The organism is Nocardioides marinus, assembly GCF_013408145.1.
In the GTDB taxonomy this organism is placed as follows: Bacteria; Actinomycetota; Actinomycetes; order Propionibacteriales; family Nocardioidaceae; genus Nocardioides; species Nocardioides marinus.
Genome location: NZ_JACBZI010000001.1, coordinates 4,005,496 through 4,027,777 on the forward strand (window position 1 = coordinate 4,005,496; position 22,282 = coordinate 4,027,777).

The window sequence follows — 22,282 nt, forward strand, 5'->3', positions numbered from 1 at the left end:
GGTGGGCGTCCCGACCCAGGAGCTGGCTCAGGAGCCGGTCCAGCCGCGCTCGCGCAGCGGGTTCCACGCCCTCACCGTCGCGCGCGTGGACGCGCAGACCGAGGACTCCGTGGCGATCACCTTCGAGGTGCCGGGGGACCTCGCCGAGGTCTTCGCCTTCGAGGCCGGCCAGTCGCTGACGGTGCGGCGCAGTGTCGACGGGGTGGAGCACCGGCGCAGCTACTCGATCTGCGCGCCCGCCGGCGCCGCTCCCCGCATCGGGGTGCGCGAGGTGCCCGGGGGCGTGGTGTCGTCGTGGCTGGTCCACGGCGTGCGGCCGGGGGACGTCGTCGAGGTCGGTCCGCCGACCGGCAGCTTCCGCGCGACACCCGGCCCCGGCCGGCACCTGTGCATCGCGGCGGGGTCGGGCATCACGCCGATGCTCTCGATCGCCTCGACGGTGCTGCGCGACCCCCGGGCGTCGGTCGCGCTGCTCTACGGCAACCGCACGACCGGGTCGGTGATGTTCGCCGAGGACCTGGCCGACCTCAAGGACCAGCACGCCGACCGCCTCGACCTGGTGCACGTGCTCTCGCGCGAGCCGCGCGAGGTCGACCTGTTCTCCGGCCGCCTCGACGCCGACCGGCTGCGTCGCCTGCTGACCACGCTGGTGCCCACCGACGGCCTCGACCACGTGTGGCTGTGCGGGCCGTTCGGGCTGATCGAGGACGCGCGCGCGGTGCTCGGGGAGCTGGGTGTCCCGGCCGAGCGCGTGCACGTGGAGCACTTCTACGTCGACCAGCCGCCCCCGGTGCTGCGTCACCCCGACCGGGTCGTGGAGGGCGACACCTCCGAGGTGACGGTCGTGCTGGACGGCCGGCGTACGACCTCGGCGATGCCGCGTGACGAGACGGTCCTCGACGCGGCGCAGCGGGTGCGCAGCGACCTGCCGTTCGCCTGCAAGGGCGGGGTCTGCGGCACCTGTCGCGCCCGGGTCTGCGACGGCGAGGTCGACATGGTCCGCAACTTCGCCCTGGAGCCGCACGAGGTGCAGCGCGGCTTCGTGCTGACCTGTCAGTCGTTCCCGGTGAGCGACGAGGTCACGGTCGACTTCGACGCCTGACGCTGACCGAGTGGGCGGTGAGCGGTGAACCGATCGACGCGACGAAAGGGTTCAGGAGTCACCGCTGCTCGCCGGGCCCGGCGTGGGCGGTGCGGGGTCAACCGTGCGCGTCGCGAGAACGGTTGAGGACTCACCGCTCCCGTGCGCCGGCGGCACCGTCGACATCGCCAGCTCTGCCAGTGCGGTGATCGTGAGCGAGGGGTTGCTGCCGAGGTTGGCGGGGATCACCGAGCCGTCACAGACCAGCAACCGGTCGTAGCCGAAGACCCGCTGGTCGGCGTCCACCACGCCCTCCTCGGAGGTGGCCCCGATGACCGCGCCACCCAGCGGGTGCGCGGTCATGCCGAGCCCGGCCAGCGAGTCCAGCAGCTGGGCCTGGGGCAGGCCGCCGGCCAGGGCCGCCATCTCGCGGGAGACCTCGACCGACAGCGGCAGGTGCGTGGGCAGCGGCTCGTCGGGGTCCTGCTCGGTGCGCACGCGGCCGTCGCGGAGCACCAGCCGCAGGGCACCCGGCGCGTGCTGCATGTGCAGCAGCATCACCGCGCGCCGCGACCCGGCCCGCAGTCCGTCGAGCACCTGGCCGGGGTGCCGCAGCACCGAGCCCAGCAGCTGGAGGGTGCGCCGCCAGGTCGGCCCGGGCCGGGTGTGGAAGGTCAGGGCCGCGGTCATCATCGCCGCGTGCTCGCCGTACACGAGCGTCTGCACGTGCGTGTCCTCGTCGAGGCGTACGTCGGAGGTGATCGAGACGCGGTGCGAGACCTCGGGACCCGTGCCGGGAGGCAGCCGCACGGCGGGCACGAACTCGCCGTTGGTGCGGAACATCGACCCGACCCGCGGGGAGACCCGGGGCAGGTCGCCCCGGTCACGCAGCGCGAGAAGGAGCGAGGTCGTGCCGACGGCCCCCCCGGCCAGCACGACTCCCCCGGCGGTGAGGGTGCGGGCCGGGCGGCGGCGCCAGCGGCGGGAGGAGTCCTCGGCCACGACGCGGTAGCCGGTCGTGCCGCGTGCGCCGTCCAGCGGACGCACCGAGCTGACCTCGTGCCCGGGAAGGATGTCGACACCGCGGCGTTCGGCGAGGTGCAGGTAGTTCTTGACCAACGTGTTCTTCGCGCCGACCCGGCACCCGAGCAGGCAGTCGCCGCAACGTGTGCAGCCGGTGCGCTCGGGCCCCTCGCCGTCCAGGAAGGGGTCGGGGACCCGCACGCCGGGAGTGCCGAGGAAGACGCCCACGTCGGTCGGGCGGTACTCCGCCTGGATCCCACGCGCGACCGCGAGCCGATGCAGCAGGCCGTCCGCAGGGTCGTGCTCGCCGACGTCGTGGGTGTAGGTGGTCGCGCCGAGCATCCGGCGTGCCTCGGCGTAGTGGGGAGCCAGGTCGGCCACCCAGTCCCGGAGCCCCGACCAGTGCGGGTGGCTGAAGACCTCCTCGTCAGGGACCAGCAGGGTGTTCGCGTAGGACAGCGAGCCGCCACCGACACCGACCCCACTGGCGACAGAGACGTGGTCGAGGACGCTGAGCCGCAGGAACCCGCGCAGCCCGAGGCCGGGTGCCCAGACGTAGCGCCGGAGCTGCCATGCCGACCGGGGGAACTCGTCGTCGGCCCAGCGCCGGCCCGTCTCGAGCACCGCCACCCGGTAGCCACGCTCGGCCAACCGCAGGGCACTCACGCTGCCCCCGAACCCCGAGCCGACGACCACCCAGTCGTAGTCGTGTCTGCCTGCCATGACCGGCAGCGTGTCAGACCGGCGGCCCGCGCGGCGGGCAACGCTCTCCCCGAGCTGGCCGCTCTCCGCCACACTGGGCCCGTGCTCGACCGACTCTCCCGACGCGCCTACACGGCGCTGGGCCCGCGCTACCCCGTCGCCGTGGTCGGCGTCGGGGTGCTGGAGGCGGTCTTCGTGGCGGTCGTCTCGGTCGTGGTCATCGCGCTGTTCTACCGACCGGACGTCCCGGCCGTGGTCGCGGTCGCCGCCGTCGCTGCCCTGATGACGGGCACCTCGGTCGGCCTCGCCGCCTGGCGGGCCCGGGAGGACCGCTGCCGGCTCGGGGACTGGATGGGGCTGGCCCGCCCGACGCCGCGGGAGACGGTGCAGGCGTGGGAGATCGCCACGACCTTGACCCTCGAGCAGTACCGCCGCTCCTCCGCGGTGGTCGTGCTCGTCTCGATCCTCCCCACGGCGGTCGCGGCGATGCTGCTGTGGGGGATCGGCTGGTGGGGTCTGCTGGCCATGACGGTCGCCGGCGTGATCCCCGGTCTGTACGCCACGGTGCTGTCCTACTCCATCGGCGAGCGGCTGCTGCGACCCGTCGTCGAGCACGTCGCCTCCGAGCTGCCCGACGACTTCAGCTTCGAGCCGCGCGGACTGCCGCTGCGCAAGCGGCTGCTGCTGGCGGTCCCGGCGTACACCACCACCTCGGCGGTCCTCGTCGGTGGTCTGGTGGGGGTGGGGGCCGAGGACGGTTCGCCCTCGGCGCGGCTCGCCCTGACCGTCGCCCTCTCGCTCGGGGTGGGGCTGTTCATGTCGCTGGAGCTCACCGGGCTGTTGTCGGGCAGCATCACCCGGCCGCTGCTCGACGTGCGCGAGCAGCTGGCCAGGGTGCGCGACGGCGACCTGGCCGCGCGCGCCCCGGTCGCGAGCAGCGACGAGCTGGGTGAGCTGGCCCGGGACTTCAACACCATGGCGCGGGGTCTGGCCGAGCGCGAGGAGCTGCGTGAGCACTTCGGCACCTACGTCGACCGCGAGATCGTCCGGCTCATCCTGGCTGGGCAGGTGCCGCAGGAGGGCTTCGAGGTCGAGGTGTCGGTGCTCTTCGTCGACGTCCGCGGCTTCACCCGGTTCGCCGAGTCGGTGCCGGCGCCGCAGGTCGTGGAGACGCTCAACGGCCTCTTCGCCGAGATGGTGCCGGTCGTCGAGGCCTTCGGCGGCCACGTCGACAAGTTCATCGGCGACGGACTGATGGCGGTCTTCGGTGCCCCCGAGGCCCAGCCCGACCACGCCGACCGGGCACTGGAGGCCGCCCGGATGATCGTCGACGCCGTGCACCTGGGCAGCACGGGGCTGCGGGTCGCCGCCGGCATCAACTCCGGCACCGTCGTGGCCGGGCCCATCGGCGGCGCCGGGCGGCTGAACTTCTCCGTCGTCGGTGACGTCGTCAACACCGCGGCCCGGGTCGAGGCGGCGACCCGGGAGACCGGCGACGACGTCCTCGTCACCGGTGACACCCGCGGGCTGCTGACCCGTCCGCACGACCTGGTCTCCCGGGGCGAGGTCACGGTGAAGGGCAAGAGCCACCCCATCGAGGTCTGGGCGCCTCCCACGGTGAACGCCTGGGACACCGACGCCGACGGGCAGGCGACCCTGGGGGCCTGACGGCCCCGCCCGACTCGTCCCGGGCGGCTGGCTCAGGAGCGGGAGCCGTAGAGCAACGACCGGTAGTCGGGGTGCCGGTCGATCCAGCCCTTGATGAACGGGCAGGTGGCGATGACCTTGCGGGTGCCCTGGTCACGGACGTCGTCGAGCGCCGCCCGCGCGAGGGCCGACCCGACGCCCTGTCCCTCGAAACGGTCGTCGACCTCGGTGTGGGTGAAGACCACGATGCCCTCGGCCAGCTGGTACTCCGCGAAGCCGGCGAGCTCGCCCGCGACCCGGGCCTCGTAGCGGTGCAGGTCCTCGGCGTGGCTGGTCTCGATCTCGCTCATGGGCCCACGCTAGCCCCGGGAGGGGAACGCGAACCGCGTGTGCACGCCCGGGCTGAAGGCCAGGTGGTCGGGCTCGCGGTCCGTGACGCCGGGGAGGCCGGCCGCCGCGACCAGCCGGTCGTCGAGGTCGAGGAGGGTGACGTCGTGCAGCGGCCAGGGGGCGTGGCTGTTGCGGATGTAGAGCGGGCGGCCGGCGACCTGCGTGTGCAGCGCCCACCGCGCGGTAAGGAACACGTCGAGCTCGGTGGGCTCGCGACGGTCACCGACGACCAGGTCGACGCGGGTCCGCGCTCCGGCGGCGTCGTCCCCGGGCCAGCGGACCTGCGAGGCCCAGTGGTGCCGGACGCCCCGCGCGTGCGGCAGCACGTCGTGCCGCATCCGGGCCCAGCGGTACGGCGTCCCGAACCCGCTCCGCGCGCCGAGCACCACCGCGAGCCGGTCGCAGTCCAGGCTCCGGAAGACCACACCGGGTCGGCCCCGCCGGTCCACGGAGTACAGGCGCACGTTGGTCTCCAGGAAGGTGCCGAGCCAGGGGACCGGTCGGTCGCGACCGGGGCCGGCGCCGACCATCGTGAACGGCACGAGGCCGACGTACGTCCGACCGTGCAGCACGTCGGGCGCCACGCCCGGGGGCAGCAGCGGTCGCACCCGGTCGGGGTCGACGGCCCAGTGCAGGAACGCCAGGTCCCGCCAGTCCTGGGCCATCAGCACCCGGCCGGGCAGCGGTGGCGGCCGGTCGTCCGGTCGGGTCGCCGGGGGGTTCACCCGGCGGCGCGCTCGGGCTCGCGCCGGGGCTGGGGGCGCTGGCGGCCCAGCTCGCCGCCCACGCGACCCGCGTAGGGGCGGCCGTGGTCGGCGTACTCCTCGCGGGTGAAGACCAGGCAGTGCTCCCCGACCTCGAGCCGGGTGCCGGTGCGCAGCAGGCCCTGGCCGACGCGGGCGCCGTGCACGCGGACCTCGCCGTCGACGGCGTGCACGACGAACTCGTCGCGCTCGTCGTGGACGATGCGGCAGTGCCGCTCGGCGAGCCCGGCGAGCCGGATGTCGCACCCGGCGCCGGAGCCGACCATCACCTCCTCGCCGAGGTGGTAGATCGTGCGTCGCGACTGCGGGAGCGCGAGGTCGGGGGACAGCACGAGGCGGGGACTCCCGGCGCGTGCCGGGTCGTGGGTGCCGGTCACCCGTCGGGGCCTCGCGGCGAAGGTCGGCAGCATCGGCACCAACGTCGGGGGCGGGGCCGACAACAGGCCGGGCAGGACGGGCTCGCGGCCCTGGGCCCGGGCCTGCGCCGCGGTCCACAGACCGCGCAGGCTGCCCACCCGCAGGTGCCGCGAGCGCGTGATGCGTCGCTGCCACCACGGCGCGTGCACGTCGCCCAGGCGGACCAGGGTGGAGCGGCCGTCGGTCACGCGCAGCTCCAGGTGCCGGGCCGCGAGCTCGCGGGCGACGTACCGCACGACCGCGGCGTCACCGGCCCCGGCGAAGGCGCCGGGGTCGTCGACCTGCAACGTCAGCTCGCCGCCGGTGCCGGTGAGGTGTCCCTCGACCCGGTTGCCCTCGGGGTCCTCGACGCGGAAGCAGAGGTCGGCGGAGACGGAGGTCCTCACGACGGGTCCGCGCCGCGTCGAGTGACCTCGTCGGAGGTGGAGACCGAGATCGTCCCCGCGAAGCGCCAGGTGGCCCGCGGCGAGGTCGGGCCCGTGTCGCGGGGGACCTCCACCACGACGTCGTCGAGGTGGTAGCTGATCTCGGCCTGCCGGCCGGTGAGGAAGTCCCACATCTTGCGCCCGAGCTGGGTCCAGTCGACGACGTCGTCCTCGGGAGCGCCGTCGAGCCGCTGCCGGTCGATGTGGATCTGGGGTGCCTGGGTCATGTCTGCCTCCGGGGATAAATCTCAACACGGCGTTGAGGTGTCCTCCATAACAGTGAACCGATTGTGGAGGATTCTCCTCACTCGGAAGGGTGAGGTGGCTCCGGGCAGGTGCCCGCGGTCACCCGTGTCCCGGCGCGGCCCGCGTCGTTGGTCGGTCATGCGTCGCACGTCGATGACCTCCCTCGCCCTCGCCCTGCTCGCCCCCGGGCTGGTCGCGCCGTTCCTGACCACGTCCCCCGCCGCGGCCGGGGAGCGCGAGGACGCCGACTGGTCCGAGGTCTACTTCGACACCGAGGACGGCACGACCCTGCACGCCGACGTGCTCCGGCCGGCCGGGATGCCGGAGACCACCCGCACCCCCGTCGTGCTGACCGTCAGCCCCTACACCAGCCACTCCGGCGGCGCCTCCGCGCCGGACCCGAGCGGTGCGCCGCCCAGCGACCGGTTCCACGACTTCCTCGACCTCACCGGGGCCCTCGACGACGGCTACACCTACGTGATGGTCGACCTGCCCGGGACCGGCGGCAGCGGCGGCTGCAACGACTGGGGCGGCCCCGCCGAGCAGGGGGCCGTCGAGGCGGCGGTCGAGTGGGCGGCCGACCAGCCCTGGTCGAGCGGCAAGGTGGCCCTGCTCGGCAAGTCCTACGACGGGTGGACCGGCCTGATGGGCGTCTCGCGTCGCCCGCGCGGCCTGGCCGCGGTGGTGTCGATGGAGCCGGTGTTCTCCGGCTACAGCTACCTCTACAACCGCGGCGTGCGGTTCGCGAACTCCGTCGGCACGCCCGTGATCTTCCAGGCCAACGACCTCTTCCCCGGGTCCCTCCAGGACGACCCGGCCTACCACCTCAACGGCCTGCCGCTGACCCCCTGCCACGCCCTCAACGTCCTGCAGCAGCAGGACGACGCGGAGGACTCCGCCTTCTGGGCCGAGCGCGACCTCGTGCCCACCTCGCGCGGCTCCCGGCTGCCGGTGCTGCTCACCCAGGGCTTCTTGGAGACCAACACCAAGCCCGACCGCGCCTTCGACTACTGGTCGGCCCTGCGCGGCCGGTCCAACATCGGCTGGTTCGGGCAGTTCGACCACGTCCGTGGCTGGGAGACCGACGCCGACGGCCGCTCACAGACCGGGCGCGACCCCCGGGCGTTCGTCGCCCAGGTCGAGGCGTTCCTGGCCACGCACCTGCGCGGTGAGCGGGGCCGCTCGGTCCGCGCCGCGAAGCCCGGCGTCCAGGTCCAGGACAACCTCGGCCGCTGGCGCCGCGAGCGGGCCTGGCCCCCCGCCGACGTGCGGGTGCGGCGTACGACGCTGAACACCGGGTCGTACGCCGACGACGGCTCCAACACCGCGACCGGGCCGGACGCGGGGCAGGGTGTGTGGTCGGTCTCCGGCCCGCTGCGCCGCCCGGCCTGGATCTCCGGGGAGCCGGTCCTCGACGTGACGGTGACGACCTCGCTGCCGCGCACCAACCTGGTGGGCCTGGTCTACGACATCGCTCCCGACGGCACCGCGACGGTCATCAGCCGCGGCACCCAGCTGGTGCGCAGCACCGGGACCTCCACCTGGTCGCTGCCGCTCTACGGCCAGGACTGGCGGCTCGCGAAGGGCCACCGCCTGGGTGTGCTGCTCACGGGCGCCGACGCCGACTGGTGGGTGCACCTGCCCACCGGGAGCACCGTCGAGATCGATGAGGCCGACATCGCGCTCCCCTTCCTCTCCCGGGACCGCCGGGCCTTCCTGCGCGGCGAGGCCACTCCCCGGTTGGAGGAGCACCTCGCCGACACCGCGACCGTCGACGCCGCGGTGCTGGAGGGGTCACAGGTGCGGTTCAGGACCCAGCGGCTGCGCCGACCCTGAGGTCGGCCCCGGCCTCGGTGCGGACGTGGTGGCGCCCGATGGGCAGCACGATCGGACGCCCGGACACCGGGTCGGGCACGACCTGCGACGCCATCCCGAACACCTCGCGCACCACGTCGGCGGTGAGCACGTCGGCCGGGTGGCCGGCCGCGTGCAGGCGGCCGTCGCGCAGGGCGACCAGCCGGTCGGCGTACCGCGCGGCGAGGTTGAGGTCGTGCAGGACCATCGCGATCGTCGTGCCACGCGCCCGGTTGAGGTCGGTCAGCAGGTCGAGCACCTCGACCTGGTGGGCCACGTCGAGGTAGGTCGTCGGCTCGTCGAGCAGCAGCAGGTCGGTCTGCTGGGCCAGCGCCATCGCGATCCACACCCGCTGTCGCTGACCCCCGGAGAGCTCGTCCACGGCCCGGTCGGCGAGGGCGGCGGTGTCGGTGAGCCGGAGCGCCTCGGCGACCGCCTCGTCGTCCTCGCGGGTCCAGCGCGCCAGGGCGCCCTGGTGGGGATGACGACCGCGGGCGACCAGGTCGGCCACGACGATCCCCTCCGGTGCCACGGGTGACTGGGGGAGCAGGCCGAGGGTGCGGGCGACCTGCTTGGTCGGCATCGAGTGCAGGTCGCGGCCGTCGAGCACGACCTGCCCGCCACGGGGACGCAGCAGCCGCGCCATCGAGCGCAGCACCGTGGACTTGCCGCAGGCGTTGGCCCCGACGATGCAGGTGATCCGGCCCGGCTCGAGGGCCAGGTCGAGGTCGGTGACGACCATGCGGTCGGCGTAGCCGAGGGTGACGCCCCGGACCTCCAGGGAGTGGGTGTCGGTCACAGGGAGCCTCCGGAGCGGTGCGTGCGGATGAGCAGGTAGACGAGGTAGGGGGCGCCCAGCACGCCGGTCACGACGCCGACCGGGTAGCGCGCGTCGAAGGCGAACTGACCGGCCAGGTCCGCGCCGAGGACGAGCAGCGCACCCACCAGGGCGGCGGGCACCATGAGCGAGCCGCCGGGGCCGACCACGCGGGCGGCGATCGGCCCGGCGAGGAAGGCGACGAAGGCGATCGGGCCGGACGCCGCGGTGGCGAAGGCGATCAGCACGACCGCGGTGGTGATGCACAGCAGCCGGGTGCGCTCCACGGGCACGCCCAGGGAGGCGGCCGAGTCGTCGCCGTGCTGCAGCAGCTCCAGCGACCGGGCCTGCGAGAGCAGGACGGGCACGGCGACGAGGACCGCCACGGCGAGCGGGGCCACCTCGTCCCAGGTGGCGTTGTTCAGCGACCCGGTCAGCCACCGCATCGCGACCTGCAGGTCCCACTGCGCCGCCCGGACGATGACGTAGGCGACGACGCTGTCGAGCATCGCGGCCACCCCGATCCCGATGAGGATCAGCCGGGACCCGACGACCCCGTCCTTGAACGCCAACGCGTAGATCATCAGCGCCGTGGCGAGGGCCGCGAGGATCGCGACCACCGACGTGGTGGTCGCCGACAGCTCGAGCACGACCAGCGCGACCACCGCGGCAGCGCTGGCGCCGGAGCTGATGCCGATGACGTCGGGGGAGGCCAGCGGGTTGCGCAGCATCGTCTGGAAGGTCACGCCGGCGAGCCCGAAGGCGATGCCGGTCAGCACCGCCATGCTCGCCCGCGGCAGGCGCAGCTCGCCGACGGTGAAGGAGGCGCCCGGCACCGTCTCACCGCGCAGCACCGCCCACACCTCGCCGGGTCCGTAGAACGTGTTGCCCACCATCAGGCTGGTCACGTAGACGACGACGACCAGCACGGCCAGGACGCCGGTGATCACGGCGCGCCGCCGGCGGCGCCGTTGCCGCGCCCGCGCGACGTCGTGGCCGGTCAGGGGTCTCGACGCCCGCTCGCTGGCGCTCGCTGCCCGACCAGCGGGGAGGTAGGTGGTCACAGCGCACGCACCTTCTGGCGGCGCACGATCGCGATGAAGACCGGTGCGCCCAGCATCGCGGTCACGATCCCGACGTCGACCTCGGCAGGGCGGGCGACCAGCCGGCCGACGACGTCGGCCGCGGTCAGCAGCGCCGCGCCCAGGACGGCGGAGAACGGCAGCAGCCACCGGTGGTCCACGCCCACCAGCAACCGGCACAGGTGCGGCACCGCCAGGCCCACGAAGCCGATCGGCCCCGCGACGGCGGTCGCCGCGCCCGCGAGCGTGACGGCCCCGACCGCGGCCAGCAGCCGGGTACGACCCACGTGCTCGCCCAGCCCGCGGGCCAGGTCGTCGCCGAGGGCCAGGGAGTTCAGACCCCGCGCGGTGGCCAGCGAGAGCAGGGCGCCCACCGCGAGGAACGGCAGCACCTGCAGGGTCTTCTCGGTCTGTGCGCCGCCGACCCCGCCGATCTGCCAGAAGCGGAAGGTGTCCATGACGTCGAGGCGGGGCAGCAGGATCGCGCTGATCAGGGAGGTGAAGGCCGCCGAGCACGCCGCCCCCGCCAGGGCCAGCTTCAGGGGCGTCGGGCCCCCCCGGCCCAGCGAGCCGACGGCGTACACGAAGGCGGCCGCGAGGGCGGCGCCCGCGATCGCGACCCAGATGTACGACGTCGGGTCGGCCAGCCCGAGGAAGGCGATGCCCACCACGACGAACAGCGCGGCCCCGGCCGTCACGCCCAGGATGCCGGGGTCGGCCAGGGGGTTGCGCGTGACGCCCTGCATCACGGCGCCGGAGACCGCCAGGGCCGCCCCGACCAGCATCGCCAGCACGGTGCGGGGGACCCGCTTGGCGACGGCGGCCTCCCCGATGGTATCGGTGCTGCCGAGCACGCCGCTCACGACCTCGTCGAGGCCGACCGAGCGGACGCCGAGGGCGACGGAGGCGACGGCGGCCGCTCCGAGCAGGGCCAGGCCGGTCATCATCCACAGGGCGCGGGACGACGCCGACCGCCGGGAGGTGGCGGTCGGCGTCGGGACCCGGGTGTCCGAGAGGGTCGTCATGGGGGTGGGTGTCCTCGTCCGGTGCTCGTGACCTGCCGGCCAGCGCTCGGGCCGGCGCTCAGGCCAGCGCCCCGGCCAGCAGGTCGAGGTACTCGTCGAGGTTGTAGGTGATCGACAGCGGCGTCGGGTTGGCCGCGGCCGCCAGCGGGGTGGCGTCGGGGAGCATCGCGATGGCGCCCTGCTCGACGGCGGGGATGCGGGAGAGCAGCGGGTCGTCCTGGGCAGCCCGAGCGAGGCTCTGGTCGCCGTAGGTCACGATGAGGTCGACGTCGTCGAAGGCGTCGGCCCGCTCGGCGCTGACGGTCGTGTAGAACTCGTCGGTGCCCGCCGAGGACTCGGTGACCACCTCGGGGGTGCCCATCCCGTACTCCGCGAGGAAGCCGGGCCGGGTGTCCAGCGTGGTGTAGAAGCCGATCTGGCTGAGGTCGTTGGGGTCGAGGTAGCTGAAGACGACGTTCTTGCCGGCGAGCTCCTCGTGCTCGGCGAAGGCCTCGGTCACGGTGGCGTCGAGCTCCTCGACGAGCTGCTCGCCCTCGTCGGCCAGCCCGAGCGCGGCGGAGTTCATCGAGATCATGTCCTGGTAGGTGGTGCCCCAGGCGACCTCCGGGTAGGCGATCACCGGGGCGATCTTCGAGAGCGTGTCGTACTCCTCCTGGGTCAGGCCGGAGTAGGAGGCCAAGATGACGTCCGGAGCGGTGTCGGCGACGGCCTCGAAGTCGATGCCCTCGGTCTCGTCGAAGAGCACCGGGGTCTCCGCGCCGAGCTCCTCGAGCCGCTCCTCCACCCAGGGCAGGACGCCGTCGCCGTCGTCGTCGCCCCAGGTCGCCTTGCTCATGCCGACCGGCACCACCCCGAGCGCGAGGGGGACCTCGTGGTTCATCCAGGCCACGGAGGCGACCCGCTCGGGCTTCTCCTCGATGACGGTCTCGCCGAAGACGTGCTCGACGGTGACAGGGAAGACGCCGGAGGAGTCGCTCCCCGTCGAGCCGGACCCCGCCGTCGTGGAGGTGTCGTCGCTCCCGCACGCGGCGAGGACGAGGGTGGAGGCCGCGACGGCGGCCGTGGTGAGCAGGCGTGAGGGACGCATGGGTCGGATCTCCTTGAGTAGGTAAGGCAAACCTAAATTAGCATTGCCTCACCTTGGTCGTATCCACCCCCCCTGGTCCAGACCACGACCCCTCCCATGGTTGAACCCCCTACGGGCCGGGGTATTCACTAGAAGACGGCCGGTTCCATGGGGGTGGGCGCCGGGCCTGAGATGTCCCAGGGGAGGGACGAGATGGATCTCGTTGATGTACCTGCCAGCACGCGTGTGCTCGACCAGCACGAGCACCTCGACGTGCCGCACCGTCTGATCGCCGCGCCGCGCCCGCTCGAGGTCGGCCAGGTCGTCGTCCTGCGCGACCTGGACGGCCGGCACCGCTGGGCGGCCGTCGACCGGCTGCGCTTCACCGAGACCGACACGATCTACGAGATGCAGCTCGGGCACCCGATGCCGCTGGAACGTGCCGTCGAGGTCGGTGCCTACGAGAGTCGTCGGATGTCACGCCCCTTCGTGCGGGTGCCCGACGTGCACCGGATGCTCGACGGCATGCGAGAGCAGCGCGCCCGCGCCCGCGCCGAGGAGACCGCCCGCCGCTCCCGGGTGCGCCCGGCCTGACCCGGGGCGCCGCCCGGCCCGCTCCCCCGCCTGTTCCCCCCCGCCCGCCCCCGACGGATCGACCCCTGATGGGGCAGGATCAAGACGTGCCTGCCGAGACGACCCGATACCCCGTGACCCACCCGGTCGCCTCCCCGCTGGTGCTGGGCGGGGCGCGACTGCTCCCGGTGGCCCCGCTGCGCGTGTACACCTGCGGGATCACGCCGTACGCCGTCACCCACGTCGGCCACGCCGCCACGTTCGTGTGGGCCGACGCGCTGGCCTCGGTGGCCCGGGCCGCCGGTGCCCAGCCGGTGCTGGCGCGCAACGTCACCGACGTCGACGACGTGCTCACGGCCGCCGCCGCCCGAGCGGGGGAGCCCTACGACGAGCTCGCGGTCGTCCAGGAGTTCCAGTTCGACCGTGACATGACCGCCCTGTCCGTGGCGCGGCCCGCCCAGACGCCCCACGCCCGGGGCCACGTCCCCGCAGTGGTCCGCCTCGCGGCCGCGCTGCTCGACGCGGGCGCGGCCTACGAGCACGACGGCCACGTCTACTTCGACGGCTCCGGGGTGCCGGCCCGCGCCGGGCTCGACGAGGAGAGCGCCCTGCGCCTCTCCCGCGAGTACGGCGACCAGGACTCCGTGCCCGGTCGCCGCTCGCCCTTCGACGTGGCCGTGTGGCGACCCTCCAGCGAGGAGCAGCCGGCCTGGCCGAGCCCGTGGGGCTGGGGTCGGCCCGGGTGGCACGCCGAGTGCGCGGCGATGGCCGCGGCCTCCCTCGGGCACTCGATCGACGTGCTCGTCGGTGGCGTCGACCTCGCCTTCCCGCACCACGCCTACCAGGCCGCGATGGTCGAGGCGGCGACGGGCGTCGCGCCCTTCGCCCGCGCCACGGTGCACGTCGGCGAGGTGCGCCTGGGTGGGGAGAAGATGGCCAAGTCCACCGGCAACCTGGTGCTGGTCTCGGACCTGCTCGAGCGCTTCCCCGGCCCGGTGGTCCGGTTGGGGCTGCTGCACCGACCCGTCGGTGAGGCGTGGGAGTGCGAGGACGCGGTCTTCGCCGAGGCGGGCCGGCTGCTGGACCGGTTGCACGAGGCGGCCGGGCCGCCGAGCGGTCGCACCGAGGACCCGCAGGGACGCTCGGCCGTGCTGGCCGCCCTGCTCGACGGGCTCGACGTGCCGGCAGCGGTCGAGGTCGCGCTCGGCACCGGCGGGGACGCCGTGGGCTACCTCCTCGACGTGCTGAGGCTGCGCGAGCGGGCCTCCTGAGCACGTCTCGGACTGGAACGATCAAACGAACCCGCTCCCGGTGCCGCCCTCCCGCGCGGCTAGCGTGGCCGCCACCTGGCGGATCCCGGAAGGCGTAGGCGATGGTCGACAGCACCGCAGTGACGAACAGCGACGTGGAGAAGGTCCTCGACGAGGCGGGGGTCTCCAACCCGCACGTCCGGGAGTACGTCACCTACTGGGCCGGCATCACCGGCCCGGCCCGCGTGGAGGTCGTCAACGCCTCCGACGACGCGCGCCTGGTCGCGGAGGCCCTGGAGGCCGGCGAGCTCCAGCCGGCCGGTGAGGGGCTGTACTACTCGCGGTCCTACTACAAGGACACCGCGCGCTCGGAGGAGCGCACGATCGTGGCCACCTCGCAGCCCCTCGACAAGGGCGTCTACAACAACTGGCACGACGGCCAGGAGATGACCGAGGCGCAGCTGGGCCGGATGCGCGGCCAGTCGGCCGGCAAGACGATGTACGTCGTCCCCTACCTGATGGCCCCCCAGGGCTCGCCGCTCGAGGCGTACGCCGCCGGCGTGGAGCTCACCGACAACCGCCCGGTCGTGCTGCACATGATCCGGATGGCGCGCGTCGGTGTCTCCTACCTCGACCAGCTCGAGGACCCCGCCCACTTCGTCCGCGCCGTCCACGTGACCGGTGACCTGGAGAACCTCGGCCAGGGCACCCCGGAGGACCAGCGCTACTTCGTGACGGTGGCCGACCAGCGCACGATCCTGCACTTCGGCTCGTCCTACGGCGGCAACGCACTGCTGGGCAAGATCGCCCACGGCCTGCGCCAGGCCTGCTACGACGGCCGCGCGTCGGGCCGCTTCCTGGCCGAGCAGTTCATGCTGCTGGGCATCTCCGACCTCGAGACCGGCAAGCGCTGGCACATCGCCGGCGGCTTCCCCAGCGCCTCGGGCAAGACCAACCTGGCGATGACCCTGGCCCCCGACGCGCTGGGCTCGCGCTACCGCGTCGACTTCTACGGCGACGACATCGCCTGGCTGTGGGTCGGCGACGACGGCCGCGTCTACGCGATGAACCCCGAGTTCGGCGTCTTCGGCGTCGCCAAGGACACCAACGCCTCGACCAACCCCGGCGCCCTGGACTCCATCCAGCCCGGCAGCGGCGCGATCTTCACCAACGTCGCCTACAACGAGAAGACGCAGGAGGTGTGGTGGGAGGGCAAGACCAAGAACCCGCCCGCCGACCTCGACGGCTGGCTGGACTGGAAGGGCGAGAAGATCGCCGACCGGGAGAACGGCGACGACTCGCCGTGGGCCCACCCCAACAGCCGCTTCACCACCACGCTGGCCAACGTCCCCAACGTCGCCGCCGACTTCGAGGCGCCTCAGGGCGTGCCGGTCGACGCGATCATCTTCGGCGGCCGCACCCGTGACCGCGAGCCGCTGGTCCGCGCCATCACCGACCTGGCCGAGGGCGTCTACGACGGCCTGACCCTCGGGGCCGAGGCGACCTTCGCCGCCGACGGCCTCGACGGGCAGCTGCGCTACGACCCGATGTCGATGCGCCCGTTCATGGCCTACGGCGAGGGCGACTACGCCGCGCACTGGCTCGAGGTCATCGGCAAGGCGTCGCAGCCGCCGATCTTCGCCCACGTCAACTGGTTCCAGCGTGATGCCCAGGACGGCCACTTCCTGTGGCCCGGCTACCGCGAGAACCTCCGCCCGCTGCTGTGGCTGATGCAGTTCAAGGAGGGCGAGGTCGAGGGCGTGAAGACCCCCGTCGGCGTCATCCCTGCCGAGTCCGAGCTCGTCATGGACGGCCTGGAGGTCCCGGCCGAGGACATGTCGCGCATCCTGACCATCGACACCGAGCGCTGGCGCCAGGAGATGGGCTTCCGTGAGGAGCACCTCGCCCAGTTCGACCGCCTGCCCGAGGAGATCTGGGAGGCCCACCGCCGGGTCGCCGCCGACCTCGGCTGACCCCGCTCACACGCCGAGCCGGCGCAACCTCCCGTACACGTCGTACGGAATGTTGCGCCGGTTCGGCGTCCTGCGTCAGGAGAGCCGGACGGGCAGGGTCTCCCAGCCGCGCAGGATGCGGGTGGGGCGTCGTACGCCGCCGGGCGCGACCGCGAGGTCCGGGAACCGCTCGTGCAGCGCCCTCAGTCCGACCTCGCCCTCCATCCGGGCCAGGGCCGCGCCCAGGCAGTAGTGCCGGCCCGCGGAGAACGCCACGTGGTCGCGGGCGTTCTCCCGCGCCACGTCGAAGGTGTGCGGGTCCTCGAAGACGTCCGGGTCGCGGTTGGCGCCGGCCAGCAGCGTGGTCACCAGACTGCCGGCGGGCAGCTCGACACCGGCCACGGTGGTGCGCCGCGCTGCGAAGCGACCGGTCAGCAGGACCGGCGGGTCGTGGCGCAGCACCTCGTCGACCGCGTTGGACCACAGCTCCGGCTGCTCGCGCAGCCGCCGGCGCTGCTCGGGGTGGGCGTCGAGGAGTGCGACGCCGTTGCCCAGCAGGTTCACCGTCGTCTCGAAGCCGGCCGCCAGGACCAGCCCGGCGGTGGCCAGCAGCTCGGCCTGGCTCAGCCCGCCGTCCTCGTCCTGCACGGCGACGAGCCGGGAGAGCAGGTCGTCGCCCGGGTGCAGCCGGAGGTGGTCGAGGTGGTCGATGAGCCAGGCCCGGAAGTCGTCGAGGGCGCTCTCGACCTGCCGCATCTCCCGCAGGGACAGCCCGAGGTCCAGGCTCGGCGCCGCGGCGGTGCCGAAGTCGAGGACGCGCTGGCGGTCCTCCTCGGGCACCCCGAGGACCTCGGCGATCACGGTGACCGGGAGCGCCGCGCAGTACGCCGGCACCAGGTCGATCGGCTCCCCGCCCGCCGCCCGACGCTCGAGGTCGTCGAGGAGCTGCTCGGCGATCTGCTCGGTGCGCTCGCGCAGCTCCTCGACCGCCCGCACCGTGAACACCCGCGTCACCAGCTTGCGGTAGCGCGTGTGCTCGGGCGGTTCCACGACCAGCAGGGACGGCGGGTTGAGCGGTCCGATCCGCTGCGGCTCCTCGGCCCAGCGTGCGATCCGGCCGAGCAGCCCGCCGTCGGGCATGAACACCCCGGTCTGGAAGTCGGGGCTGCTCAGCACCTCCTTGACCGCGGGCAGGGACGCGGTGACGTAGGAGAACGCTGCCCGGTGCAGCGGTCCGGAGGCCCGGATCTGCTCCATCAGCGGCAGCAGGGCCGCCTCGTCGCCGGCAGCGAGACGGGTGTCGAGCTGACCCTGCAGGTCACCGCGGCGCCCCGCCCGTCGCAGTGCGAGGCCGGGGAGTCCGTGGTTGACCGACCACCGGGCGAGCTGACGGGCGGGAGCGAGCAGGTCCGACATACCGACAGTCTGCACGCCAGGGCCGGTGCCGTGGTGTGGGACGGGTCACCGCGACTCGGGCAGGGGCCGGTCAGCGGACGCGGCGTGGCCACCAGAAGCGCTCGCCCAGCAGCACGACCAGCGAGGGCACCAGCACCGTGCGCACGAGCAGCGTGTCGAGCAGGACGCCGATGCCGATGACGACACCGAGCTGGGCCAGCACGACGAGCGGCAGCACGCCCAGGGTGGCGAAGACCGCGGCGAGGAGCACGCCCGCGCTGGTGATCACGCCACCGGTGGCGGCCAGGGCGCGCAGGACGCCGGGGCCGGTGCCGTGCTCGGGGGCCTCCTCGCGGGCGCGGGTGACCAGGAAGATGTTGTAGTCCACGCCGAGGGCGACCAGGAACAAGAAGGCGAACAGGGGGGTCGAGACGTCCAGGGCCTCGAAGCCCAGCAGCTGGGTGAAGACCACCCAGGAGGCCCCCAGGGCGGCCAGGTAGGTGGCCACGACCGTCACCACGAGCACGAGCGGCGCCACGATCGAGCGCAGCAGCAGCACGAGCGCGCCGAGGACCAGGACCAGGATCAGCGGCAGCACCAGCAGTCGGTCACGCGAGGCCCCGTCGCGCTCGTCGATGCGCGAGGCGTCGCTGCCGCTGACCACGGTGGTGTCCGCGAGGTCGGGATCGGCTGCGATGTCGGCCCGCAGGGTCTCCACCGCGTCGACCGCCTCACTGGTGCCCGGTCGGGCGTCGAGGACCGCGTCGACCTGGACGACGCCGTCGCCGGAGGCGGTCGGACGCGCGGAGCGGACCGCCGAGGAGGACTCGACCAGGGCCAGCACGTCCTCCTGCGGCCCGGTGGACAGCACCCGGGCCGGCTCGGCCGATCCCGCGGGGAACGACTCGGCCAGCCGCTCGGAGGCCGAGATCGCCTCGGGCTCGTCGAGGAACTGCTCGGACTGGCTCAGCCCGGTCCGGATGCCGAGCCCCGGGAGCGCGAGCGCGACCAGGACGAGCGAGGACACCACGGCGACGGTCACCGGACGGCGACCGACCAGGCCGCCGACGGCGTTCCACACCCGGGCGGTCTGGACGGTGGTGGGATCCCCGACGCGGGGGACCTTGGGCCAGAAGACCCAGCGGCCGAAGAGCACCAGTGCCGCCGGGAGGGCCGTCATGACCATGAGGGCCGCGACCACGATGCCGACCGCACTGGCCAGCCCGAGGCCGCGCGTGGACGGGGTGAGGGAGAGCAGCAGGGTCAGGACGCCGACCACGACGGTCGTCGAGGAGCTGAGCACGGCCTCCGCCGTACGGTGCAGGGCCCGGGCCATCGCCAGGTGCCGGGACTCCTCACCCTTCAGCTCGTCGCGGTAGCGGGAGATCAGCAGCAGGGCGTAGTCGGTCCCGGCGCCGAAGACCAGCACCGAGAGGATGCCGGTGGTCGACTCGTTCCAGGCCGTGCCGACCAGCTCGAGGACGTGGGTGGCCAGCACCGTCGCGAGCCGGTCGGCGACCCCCACGACGACCAGCGGCACGACCCAGAGCACGGGGCTGCGGTAGGTCAGCACCAGCAGCACCGTGACGACGGCGGCCGTGGTCGCCAGCAGGGTCAGATCGGCACCCTCGAAGACCTTCGCCAGGTCGGCCTGCACCGCTGCGGGGCCGGTCACCTGCGTGAGCACACCGTCGGGGGCGGAGGAGTCGAGCTGCTCGCGGAGCTCCGCGACGGCCTCGGAGGTGTCCGAGGCGGTGGCGGTGTCGAGCTCGAGCGGGAGGATGGCGGCGGTGCCGTCCTCGGACGGGATCGGCGCCGCGTCCCCGGACCCACCCGGCAGGTCCCCGGCCAGGCGCTGGATCTCCTGCAGCGTCTCCTGGGACAGCTCGCCGTCCTCGGCGGTCCACAGGACGATCGCGGTGCTGGTGGCGTCGTCGGGCAACCGCTCCGCGAGGGCCGCGGCCTCCGCGACCCCACTGCCCTCCGGCAGCTCGTCCGCCGGCCCGACGGTGCGCTCGGCGGTGCCGAGCAGACCGATCAGCAGCCCGCCGAGCAGCAGCGGCAGCAGGGCGACGAACGGGGCGACACGGCGACTGGTCAGGCGGCGGGCCCAGCCCGGAGGAGGCGTGCTCACGCTGCGAACCTACGCAGGTGATGACTCATCCACTCGGGTGGGTGACCACCCCTCGGCGTCAGCGCCGGCGCGCCAGCGTGAGGGCGAAGTCGCCGGTCGGCACCCCGTCGCCGTCGTCCCAGACCCGCTCCACGCCGAAGCCCGCGTCGGTCAGCTCCTCGGCGATGAGGTGGGTGCGGAACTTCGTGGAGATCTCGACCCGGATCTCCTCGCCCAGGGCCAGGTCGAGCTCGAGGTCGGCACCGGGGATGCGGACGTGCTGGGGGGCCTCGGAGCGCAGTCGCAGGTCCATCCGCTCCATCGCGCCGTCCCAGAACGGCACGTAGCTGAACGCGCCGAGGTCGAAGTCGGCGCCGAGCTCGCGGTTGAGCACCCGCAGGCTGTTGCGGACGAACGCCTCCGTGGTGCCGGAGGCGTCGTGGTACGCCGCGACCAACCGGTCGACGGGCTTGACCAGGTCGGTGCCGAGCAGCAGCCAGTCGCCGGGCTCGAGGGAGTCGGCCAGCGCACCGAGGAACGCGCGCCGCTCCTCGACGTAGAGGTTGCCGATCGTGCTGCCCAGGAACGCCACCATCCGGCTGCCCGTCTCGGTGCGGGCCGGCAGGTGGGCCAGGTGCAGGGTGAAGTCGCCGACCAGCGCCTGCACCGCGAGCCCGGGGTAGCGGCGGCTGAGCATGTCGGCCGCCTCGCGCAGGGTCTGCTCGGCGACGTCGACGGGCACGAAGCGCTCCAGGCGGCCGGCCGAGGCGAAGGCGTCGAGCAGCATCCGGGTCTTGTCGGAGGTGCCGCTGCCCAGCTCGACCACGGTGGTCGCGTCGCAGGCCGCGACGACGTCGCGGGCGTGACGCACCAGGATCGCGCGCTCGGTCTCGGTCGGGTAGTACTCCGGGAGCCGGGTGATCTCGTCGAAGAGTCGCGATCCCTCGTCGTCGTAGAGCCACTTGGGCGGCAGCGAGAGCGGTCGCGCGCCCAGCCCGCGGCGTACGTCGTCGACCAGCGAGCCGGAGGCCCAGTCGGCGTCGAGGAGCACCGAGACGGTCGGCTCCACCGGTGAGGTCATGCGTGGGCCTCCTGCCCGGTCGTGGCGGTCGGTGCCCCGCCGTCGGCGAGGCGGACCCCGGACATCGCCCAGCGGGCGGCGTGGGGGAAGAAGTTGCGGTAGGTCAGCCGGGCGTGGTCGGGCGGGGTGAGGGCGCACCCGCCACGCAGCACCATCTGGTTGGACATGAACTTGCCGTTGTACTCACCGATCGCGCCCTCGGGCGGGTGGAAGCCGGGGTAGGGGTGGTAGGCCGAGGCGGTCCACTCCCAGCAGTCGCCGTAGACCTGGCGCAACCGGCTGCCCGCCGGTGCCGAGGCCGGGGCGGCCGCGGGGTGGAAGGCCTGCTGGTCAGCGAGGTTGCCGCCCGCGCGGGCGGCGTCGCCCTGGCCGTCGGCCACGACGGCGTGCTCCCACTCGGCCTCGGTCGGCAGCCGCTTGCCGGCCCACGTGGCGTAGGCCTCGGCCTCGTAGAAGGACACGTGGGTGACCGGGGCGCCGGGGTCGACGGGCCAGGTGCCGTGCAGGGTGTGCTCGAGCCAGACGCCGTCGTGCTCGACCCAGTAGAACGGTGCACGCCAGCCCTCCGCGTTGACCCGAGCCCAGCCGTCGGAGAGCCACAGCCCGGCGCGCTGGTAGCCGCCGTCGGACATGAAGGCCAGCCACTCCGCGTTGGTCACCAGCCGGTCGGCCAGCCGGTAGGGCTCCAGCCACTGGCGGTGCCGGGGCAGCTCGTTGTCGAAGGCGAAGCCCGCCCCCTCGTGGCCGACCTCGACCAACCCTCCCTCGACCTCGACCCAGCCGAGGTCGTCGGGCTCCGAGGGGGTGCGACGGGTGCCGGCGTAGACCGGCTGGAGCGGGTTGCGGGAGAGCACGTGCTTGATGTCCATCAGCAGCAGCTCCTGGTGCTGCTGCTCGTGGTGGAAGCCGAGCTCGACGACGGGGGCCAGCTTGGTCAGGGTGCCCTCGTCCAGCCCCTCGACCAGCTCGCGGACGCGGTCGTCGACGTTGCGCCGGTAGTCGCCGACCTCGTGCGCGCCCGGGCGGGTCACCAGGCCGCGGTCGGGCCGGGAGTAGCGGGGTCCGAGCGACTCGTAGTAGCTGTTGAACAGGAACCAGTACTGGTCCTGGAAGGGCGCGAAGCCGCTCTCGTGCTCGGCGAGCAGGAAGGTCTCGAAGAACCACGTCACGTGCGCGCGGTGCCACTTGGTGGGCGAGACGTCCGGCATCGACTGGACGGTCTGGTCCTCCGGGGAGAGCGGGGCGGCCAGGGCCTCGGTGTGGGCGCGGACCTGTGCGTAGCGCTCGACGACACGGGTGGGGTCCCAGGTGGTCATCGCCGGTGTCCTCTCGTGGGTCACGGGTCAACCGTGACGCAGACCACCGACGATTTCGACCCC

Annotated in this window: 19 protein-coding genes; 6 read left to right on the forward strand and 13 right to left on the reverse strand. The window is 73.5% G+C overall.

The features are described 5' to 3' along the window. Window position 1: 1 nt before the first annotated feature. Complete coding sequence (paaE, locus tag BKA05_RS18845; protein ID WP_343045761.1) at window positions 2–1,102, forward strand: 1,2-phenylacetyl-CoA epoxidase subunit PaaE; 1,101 nt, start codon at window positions 2–4, stop codon at window positions 1,100–1,102. Window positions 1,103–1,153: 51 nt separating this feature from the next. Here paaE and BKA05_RS18850 read toward each other — a convergent pair whose 3' ends face one another. Continuing rightward, window positions 1,154–2,827: a GMC oxidoreductase gene (locus BKA05_RS18850; protein WP_218842464.1), complete on the reverse strand. Its 1,674-nt coding sequence runs from the start codon at window positions 2,825–2,827 to the stop codon at window positions 1,154–1,156. An 81-nt stretch (window positions 2,828–2,908) separates the two neighbouring features. Here BKA05_RS18850 and BKA05_RS20440 point away from each other — a divergent pair, with 81 nt between their 5' ends. Continuing rightward, window positions 2,909–4,474: an adenylate/guanylate cyclase domain-containing protein gene (locus BKA05_RS20440; RefSeq protein WP_179532800.1), complete on the forward strand. Its 1,566-nt coding sequence runs from the start codon at window positions 2,909–2,911 to the stop codon at window positions 4,472–4,474. A gap of 32 nt (window positions 4,475–4,506) precedes the next feature. Here the strand turns inward: BKA05_RS20440 and BKA05_RS18860 are convergent, their stop codons facing one another. The 4 genes from BKA05_RS18860 to BKA05_RS18875 are packed head-to-tail and all read right to left on the reverse strand — an operon-like array spanning window position 4,507 to window position 6,676. Then, entirely contained in the window at window positions 4,507–4,803 is a 297-nt protein-coding gene (locus BKA05_RS18860) for a GNAT family N-acetyltransferase (RefSeq protein WP_179532801.1), read from the reverse strand. Between the two features lie 9 nt (window positions 4,804–4,812). Next, window positions 4,813–5,568, reverse strand: coding sequence for a YqjF family protein (locus BKA05_RS18865; RefSeq protein ID WP_343045762.1), 756 nt, complete (start codon window positions 5,566–5,568; stop codon window positions 4,813–4,815). Continuing rightward, on the reverse strand, window positions 5,565–6,410 hold the full coding sequence (locus BKA05_RS18870; protein WP_179532802.1) for an FHA domain-containing protein: 846 nt from the start codon (window positions 6,408–6,410) through the stop codon (window positions 5,565–5,567). The genes BKA05_RS18865 and BKA05_RS18870 overlap by 4 nt, the downstream gene beginning before the upstream one ends. Then, on the reverse strand, window positions 6,407–6,676 hold the full coding sequence (locus tag BKA05_RS18875) for a hypothetical protein (RefSeq protein ID WP_218842465.1): 270 nt from the start codon (window positions 6,674–6,676) through the stop codon (window positions 6,407–6,409). Before BKA05_RS18875 ends, BKA05_RS18870 begins: the two co-directional genes overlap by 4 nt. A 157-nt stretch (window positions 6,677–6,833) precedes the next feature. Here BKA05_RS18875 and BKA05_RS18880 point away from each other — a divergent pair, with 157 nt between their 5' ends. Beyond that, window positions 6,834–8,531 carry a CocE/NonD family hydrolase gene (locus BKA05_RS18880; protein WP_179532803.1) on the forward strand — a complete coding sequence of 566 codons (1,698 nt, stop codon included), beginning with the start codon at window positions 6,834–6,836 and terminating at the stop codon, window positions 8,529–8,531. Here BKA05_RS18880 and BKA05_RS18885 read toward each other — a convergent pair. The 4 genes from BKA05_RS18885 to BKA05_RS18900 are packed head-to-tail and all read right to left on the reverse strand — an operon-like array spanning window position 8,503 to window position 12,560. Then, a complete protein-coding gene (locus BKA05_RS18885; protein ID WP_343045763.1) occupies window positions 8,503–9,348 on the reverse strand; it encodes an ABC transporter ATP-binding protein in 846 nt (281 codons plus the stop codon). The two genes, BKA05_RS18880 and BKA05_RS18885, sit on opposite strands and share 29 nt — an antisense overlap. After that, a complete protein-coding gene (locus BKA05_RS18890; protein ID WP_179532804.1) occupies window positions 9,345–10,430 on the reverse strand; it encodes an iron chelate uptake ABC transporter family permease subunit in 1,086 nt (361 codons plus the stop codon). The genes BKA05_RS18885 and BKA05_RS18890 overlap by 4 nt, the downstream gene beginning before the upstream one ends. Continuing rightward, window positions 10,427–11,473 carry a FecCD family ABC transporter permease gene (locus BKA05_RS18895; RefSeq protein ID WP_179532805.1) on the reverse strand — a complete coding sequence of 349 codons (1,047 nt, stop codon included), beginning with the start codon at window positions 11,471–11,473 and terminating at the stop codon, window positions 10,427–10,429. The genes BKA05_RS18890 and BKA05_RS18895 overlap by 4 nt, the downstream gene beginning before the upstream one ends. 58 nt (window positions 11,474–11,531) lie before the next feature. After that, window positions 11,532–12,560, reverse strand: coding sequence for an iron-siderophore ABC transporter substrate-binding protein (locus BKA05_RS18900; protein ID WP_179532806.1), 1,029 nt, complete (start codon window positions 12,558–12,560; stop codon window positions 11,532–11,534). Between the two features lie 192 nt (window positions 12,561–12,752). Between BKA05_RS18900 and BKA05_RS18905 the strand changes: the two genes are divergently transcribed. The 3 genes from BKA05_RS18905 to BKA05_RS18915 all read left to right on the forward strand — a co-directional run bounded on the left by BKA05_RS18905 (window position 12,753) and on the right by BKA05_RS18915 (window position 16,335). Then, window positions 12,753–13,133 (forward strand): hypothetical protein, encoded by a 381-nt coding sequence (locus BKA05_RS18905; protein WP_179532807.1) that lies wholly within the window; start codon window positions 12,753–12,755, stop codon window positions 13,131–13,133. A gap of 86 nt (window positions 13,134–13,219) precedes the next feature. Beyond that, entirely contained in the window at window positions 13,220–14,383 is a 1,164-nt protein-coding gene (locus tag BKA05_RS18910) for a cysteine--tRNA ligase (RefSeq protein ID WP_343045764.1), read from the forward strand. Window positions 14,384–14,484: 101 nt separating this feature from the next. Continuing rightward, complete coding sequence (locus BKA05_RS18915; RefSeq protein WP_179532809.1) at window positions 14,485–16,335, forward strand: phosphoenolpyruvate carboxykinase (GTP); 1,851 nt, start codon at window positions 14,485–14,487, stop codon at window positions 16,333–16,335. A 75-nt stretch (window positions 16,336–16,410) separates the two neighbouring features. Here the strand turns inward: BKA05_RS18915 and BKA05_RS18920 are convergent, their stop codons facing one another. From BKA05_RS18920 to egtB, 4 genes are all read right to left on the reverse strand, one after another. Continuing rightward, complete coding sequence (locus BKA05_RS18920; protein WP_179532810.1) at window positions 16,411–17,730, reverse strand: cytochrome P450; 1,320 nt, start codon at window positions 17,728–17,730, stop codon at window positions 16,411–16,413. Window positions 17,731–17,800: 70 nt separating this feature from the next. Beyond that, on the reverse strand, window positions 17,801–19,843 hold the full coding sequence (locus BKA05_RS18925) for an MMPL family transporter (protein WP_179532811.1): 2,043 nt from the start codon (window positions 19,841–19,843) through the stop codon (window positions 17,801–17,803). Window positions 19,844–19,901: 58 nt separating this feature from the next. Next, window positions 19,902–20,903, reverse strand: coding sequence for an L-histidine N(alpha)-methyltransferase (gene egtD / locus BKA05_RS18930; RefSeq protein ID WP_179532812.1), 1,002 nt, complete (start codon window positions 20,901–20,903; stop codon window positions 19,902–19,904). After that, entirely contained in the window at window positions 20,900–22,243 is a 1,344-nt protein-coding gene (gene egtB, locus BKA05_RS18935; RefSeq protein ID WP_343045765.1) for an ergothioneine biosynthesis protein EgtB, read from the reverse strand. Before egtB ends, egtD begins: the two co-directional genes overlap by 4 nt. Between the last annotated feature and the right edge of the window lie 39 nt (window positions 22,244–22,282).

Bases quoted from the DNA above. Each gene is read 5' to 3' on its own strand.
- egtD (WP_179532812.1), bottom strand. From the start codon at position 20,903: ATGACCTCACCGGTGGAGCCGACCGTCTCGGTGCTCCTCGACGCCGAC.
- BKA05_RS18850 (WP_218842464.1), bottom strand. From the start codon at position 2,827: ATGGCAGGCAGACACGACTACGACTGGGTGGTCGTCGGCTCGGGGTTC.
- BKA05_RS18900 (WP_179532806.1), bottom strand. From the start codon at position 12,560: ATGCGTCCCTCACGCCTGCTCACCACGGCCGCCGTCGCGGCCTCCACC.
- BKA05_RS18920 (WP_179532810.1), bottom strand. From the start codon at position 17,730: ATGTCGGACCTGCTCGCTCCCGCCCGTCAGCTCGCCCGGTGGTCGGTC.
- BKA05_RS18875 (WP_218842465.1), bottom strand. From the start codon at position 6,676: ATGACCCAGGCACCCCAGATCCACATCGACCGGCAGCGGCTCGACGGC.
- BKA05_RS18895 (WP_179532805.1), bottom strand. From the start codon at position 11,473: ATGACGACCCTCTCGGACACCCGGGTCCCGACGCCGACCGCCACCTCC.
- BKA05_RS18915 (WP_179532809.1), top strand. From the start codon at position 14,485: ATGGTCGACAGCACCGCAGTGACGAACAGCGACGTGGAGAAGGTCCTC.
- BKA05_RS18860 (WP_179532801.1), bottom strand. From the start codon at position 4,803: ATGAGCGAGATCGAGACCAGCCACGCCGAGGACCTGCACCGCTACGAG.
- BKA05_RS18905 (WP_179532807.1), top strand. From the start codon at position 12,753: ATGGATCTCGTTGATGTACCTGCCAGCACGCGTGTGCTCGACCAGCAC.
- BKA05_RS18880 (WP_179532803.1), top strand. From the start codon at position 6,834: ATGCGTCGCACGTCGATGACCTCCCTCGCCCTCGCCCTGCTCGCCCCC.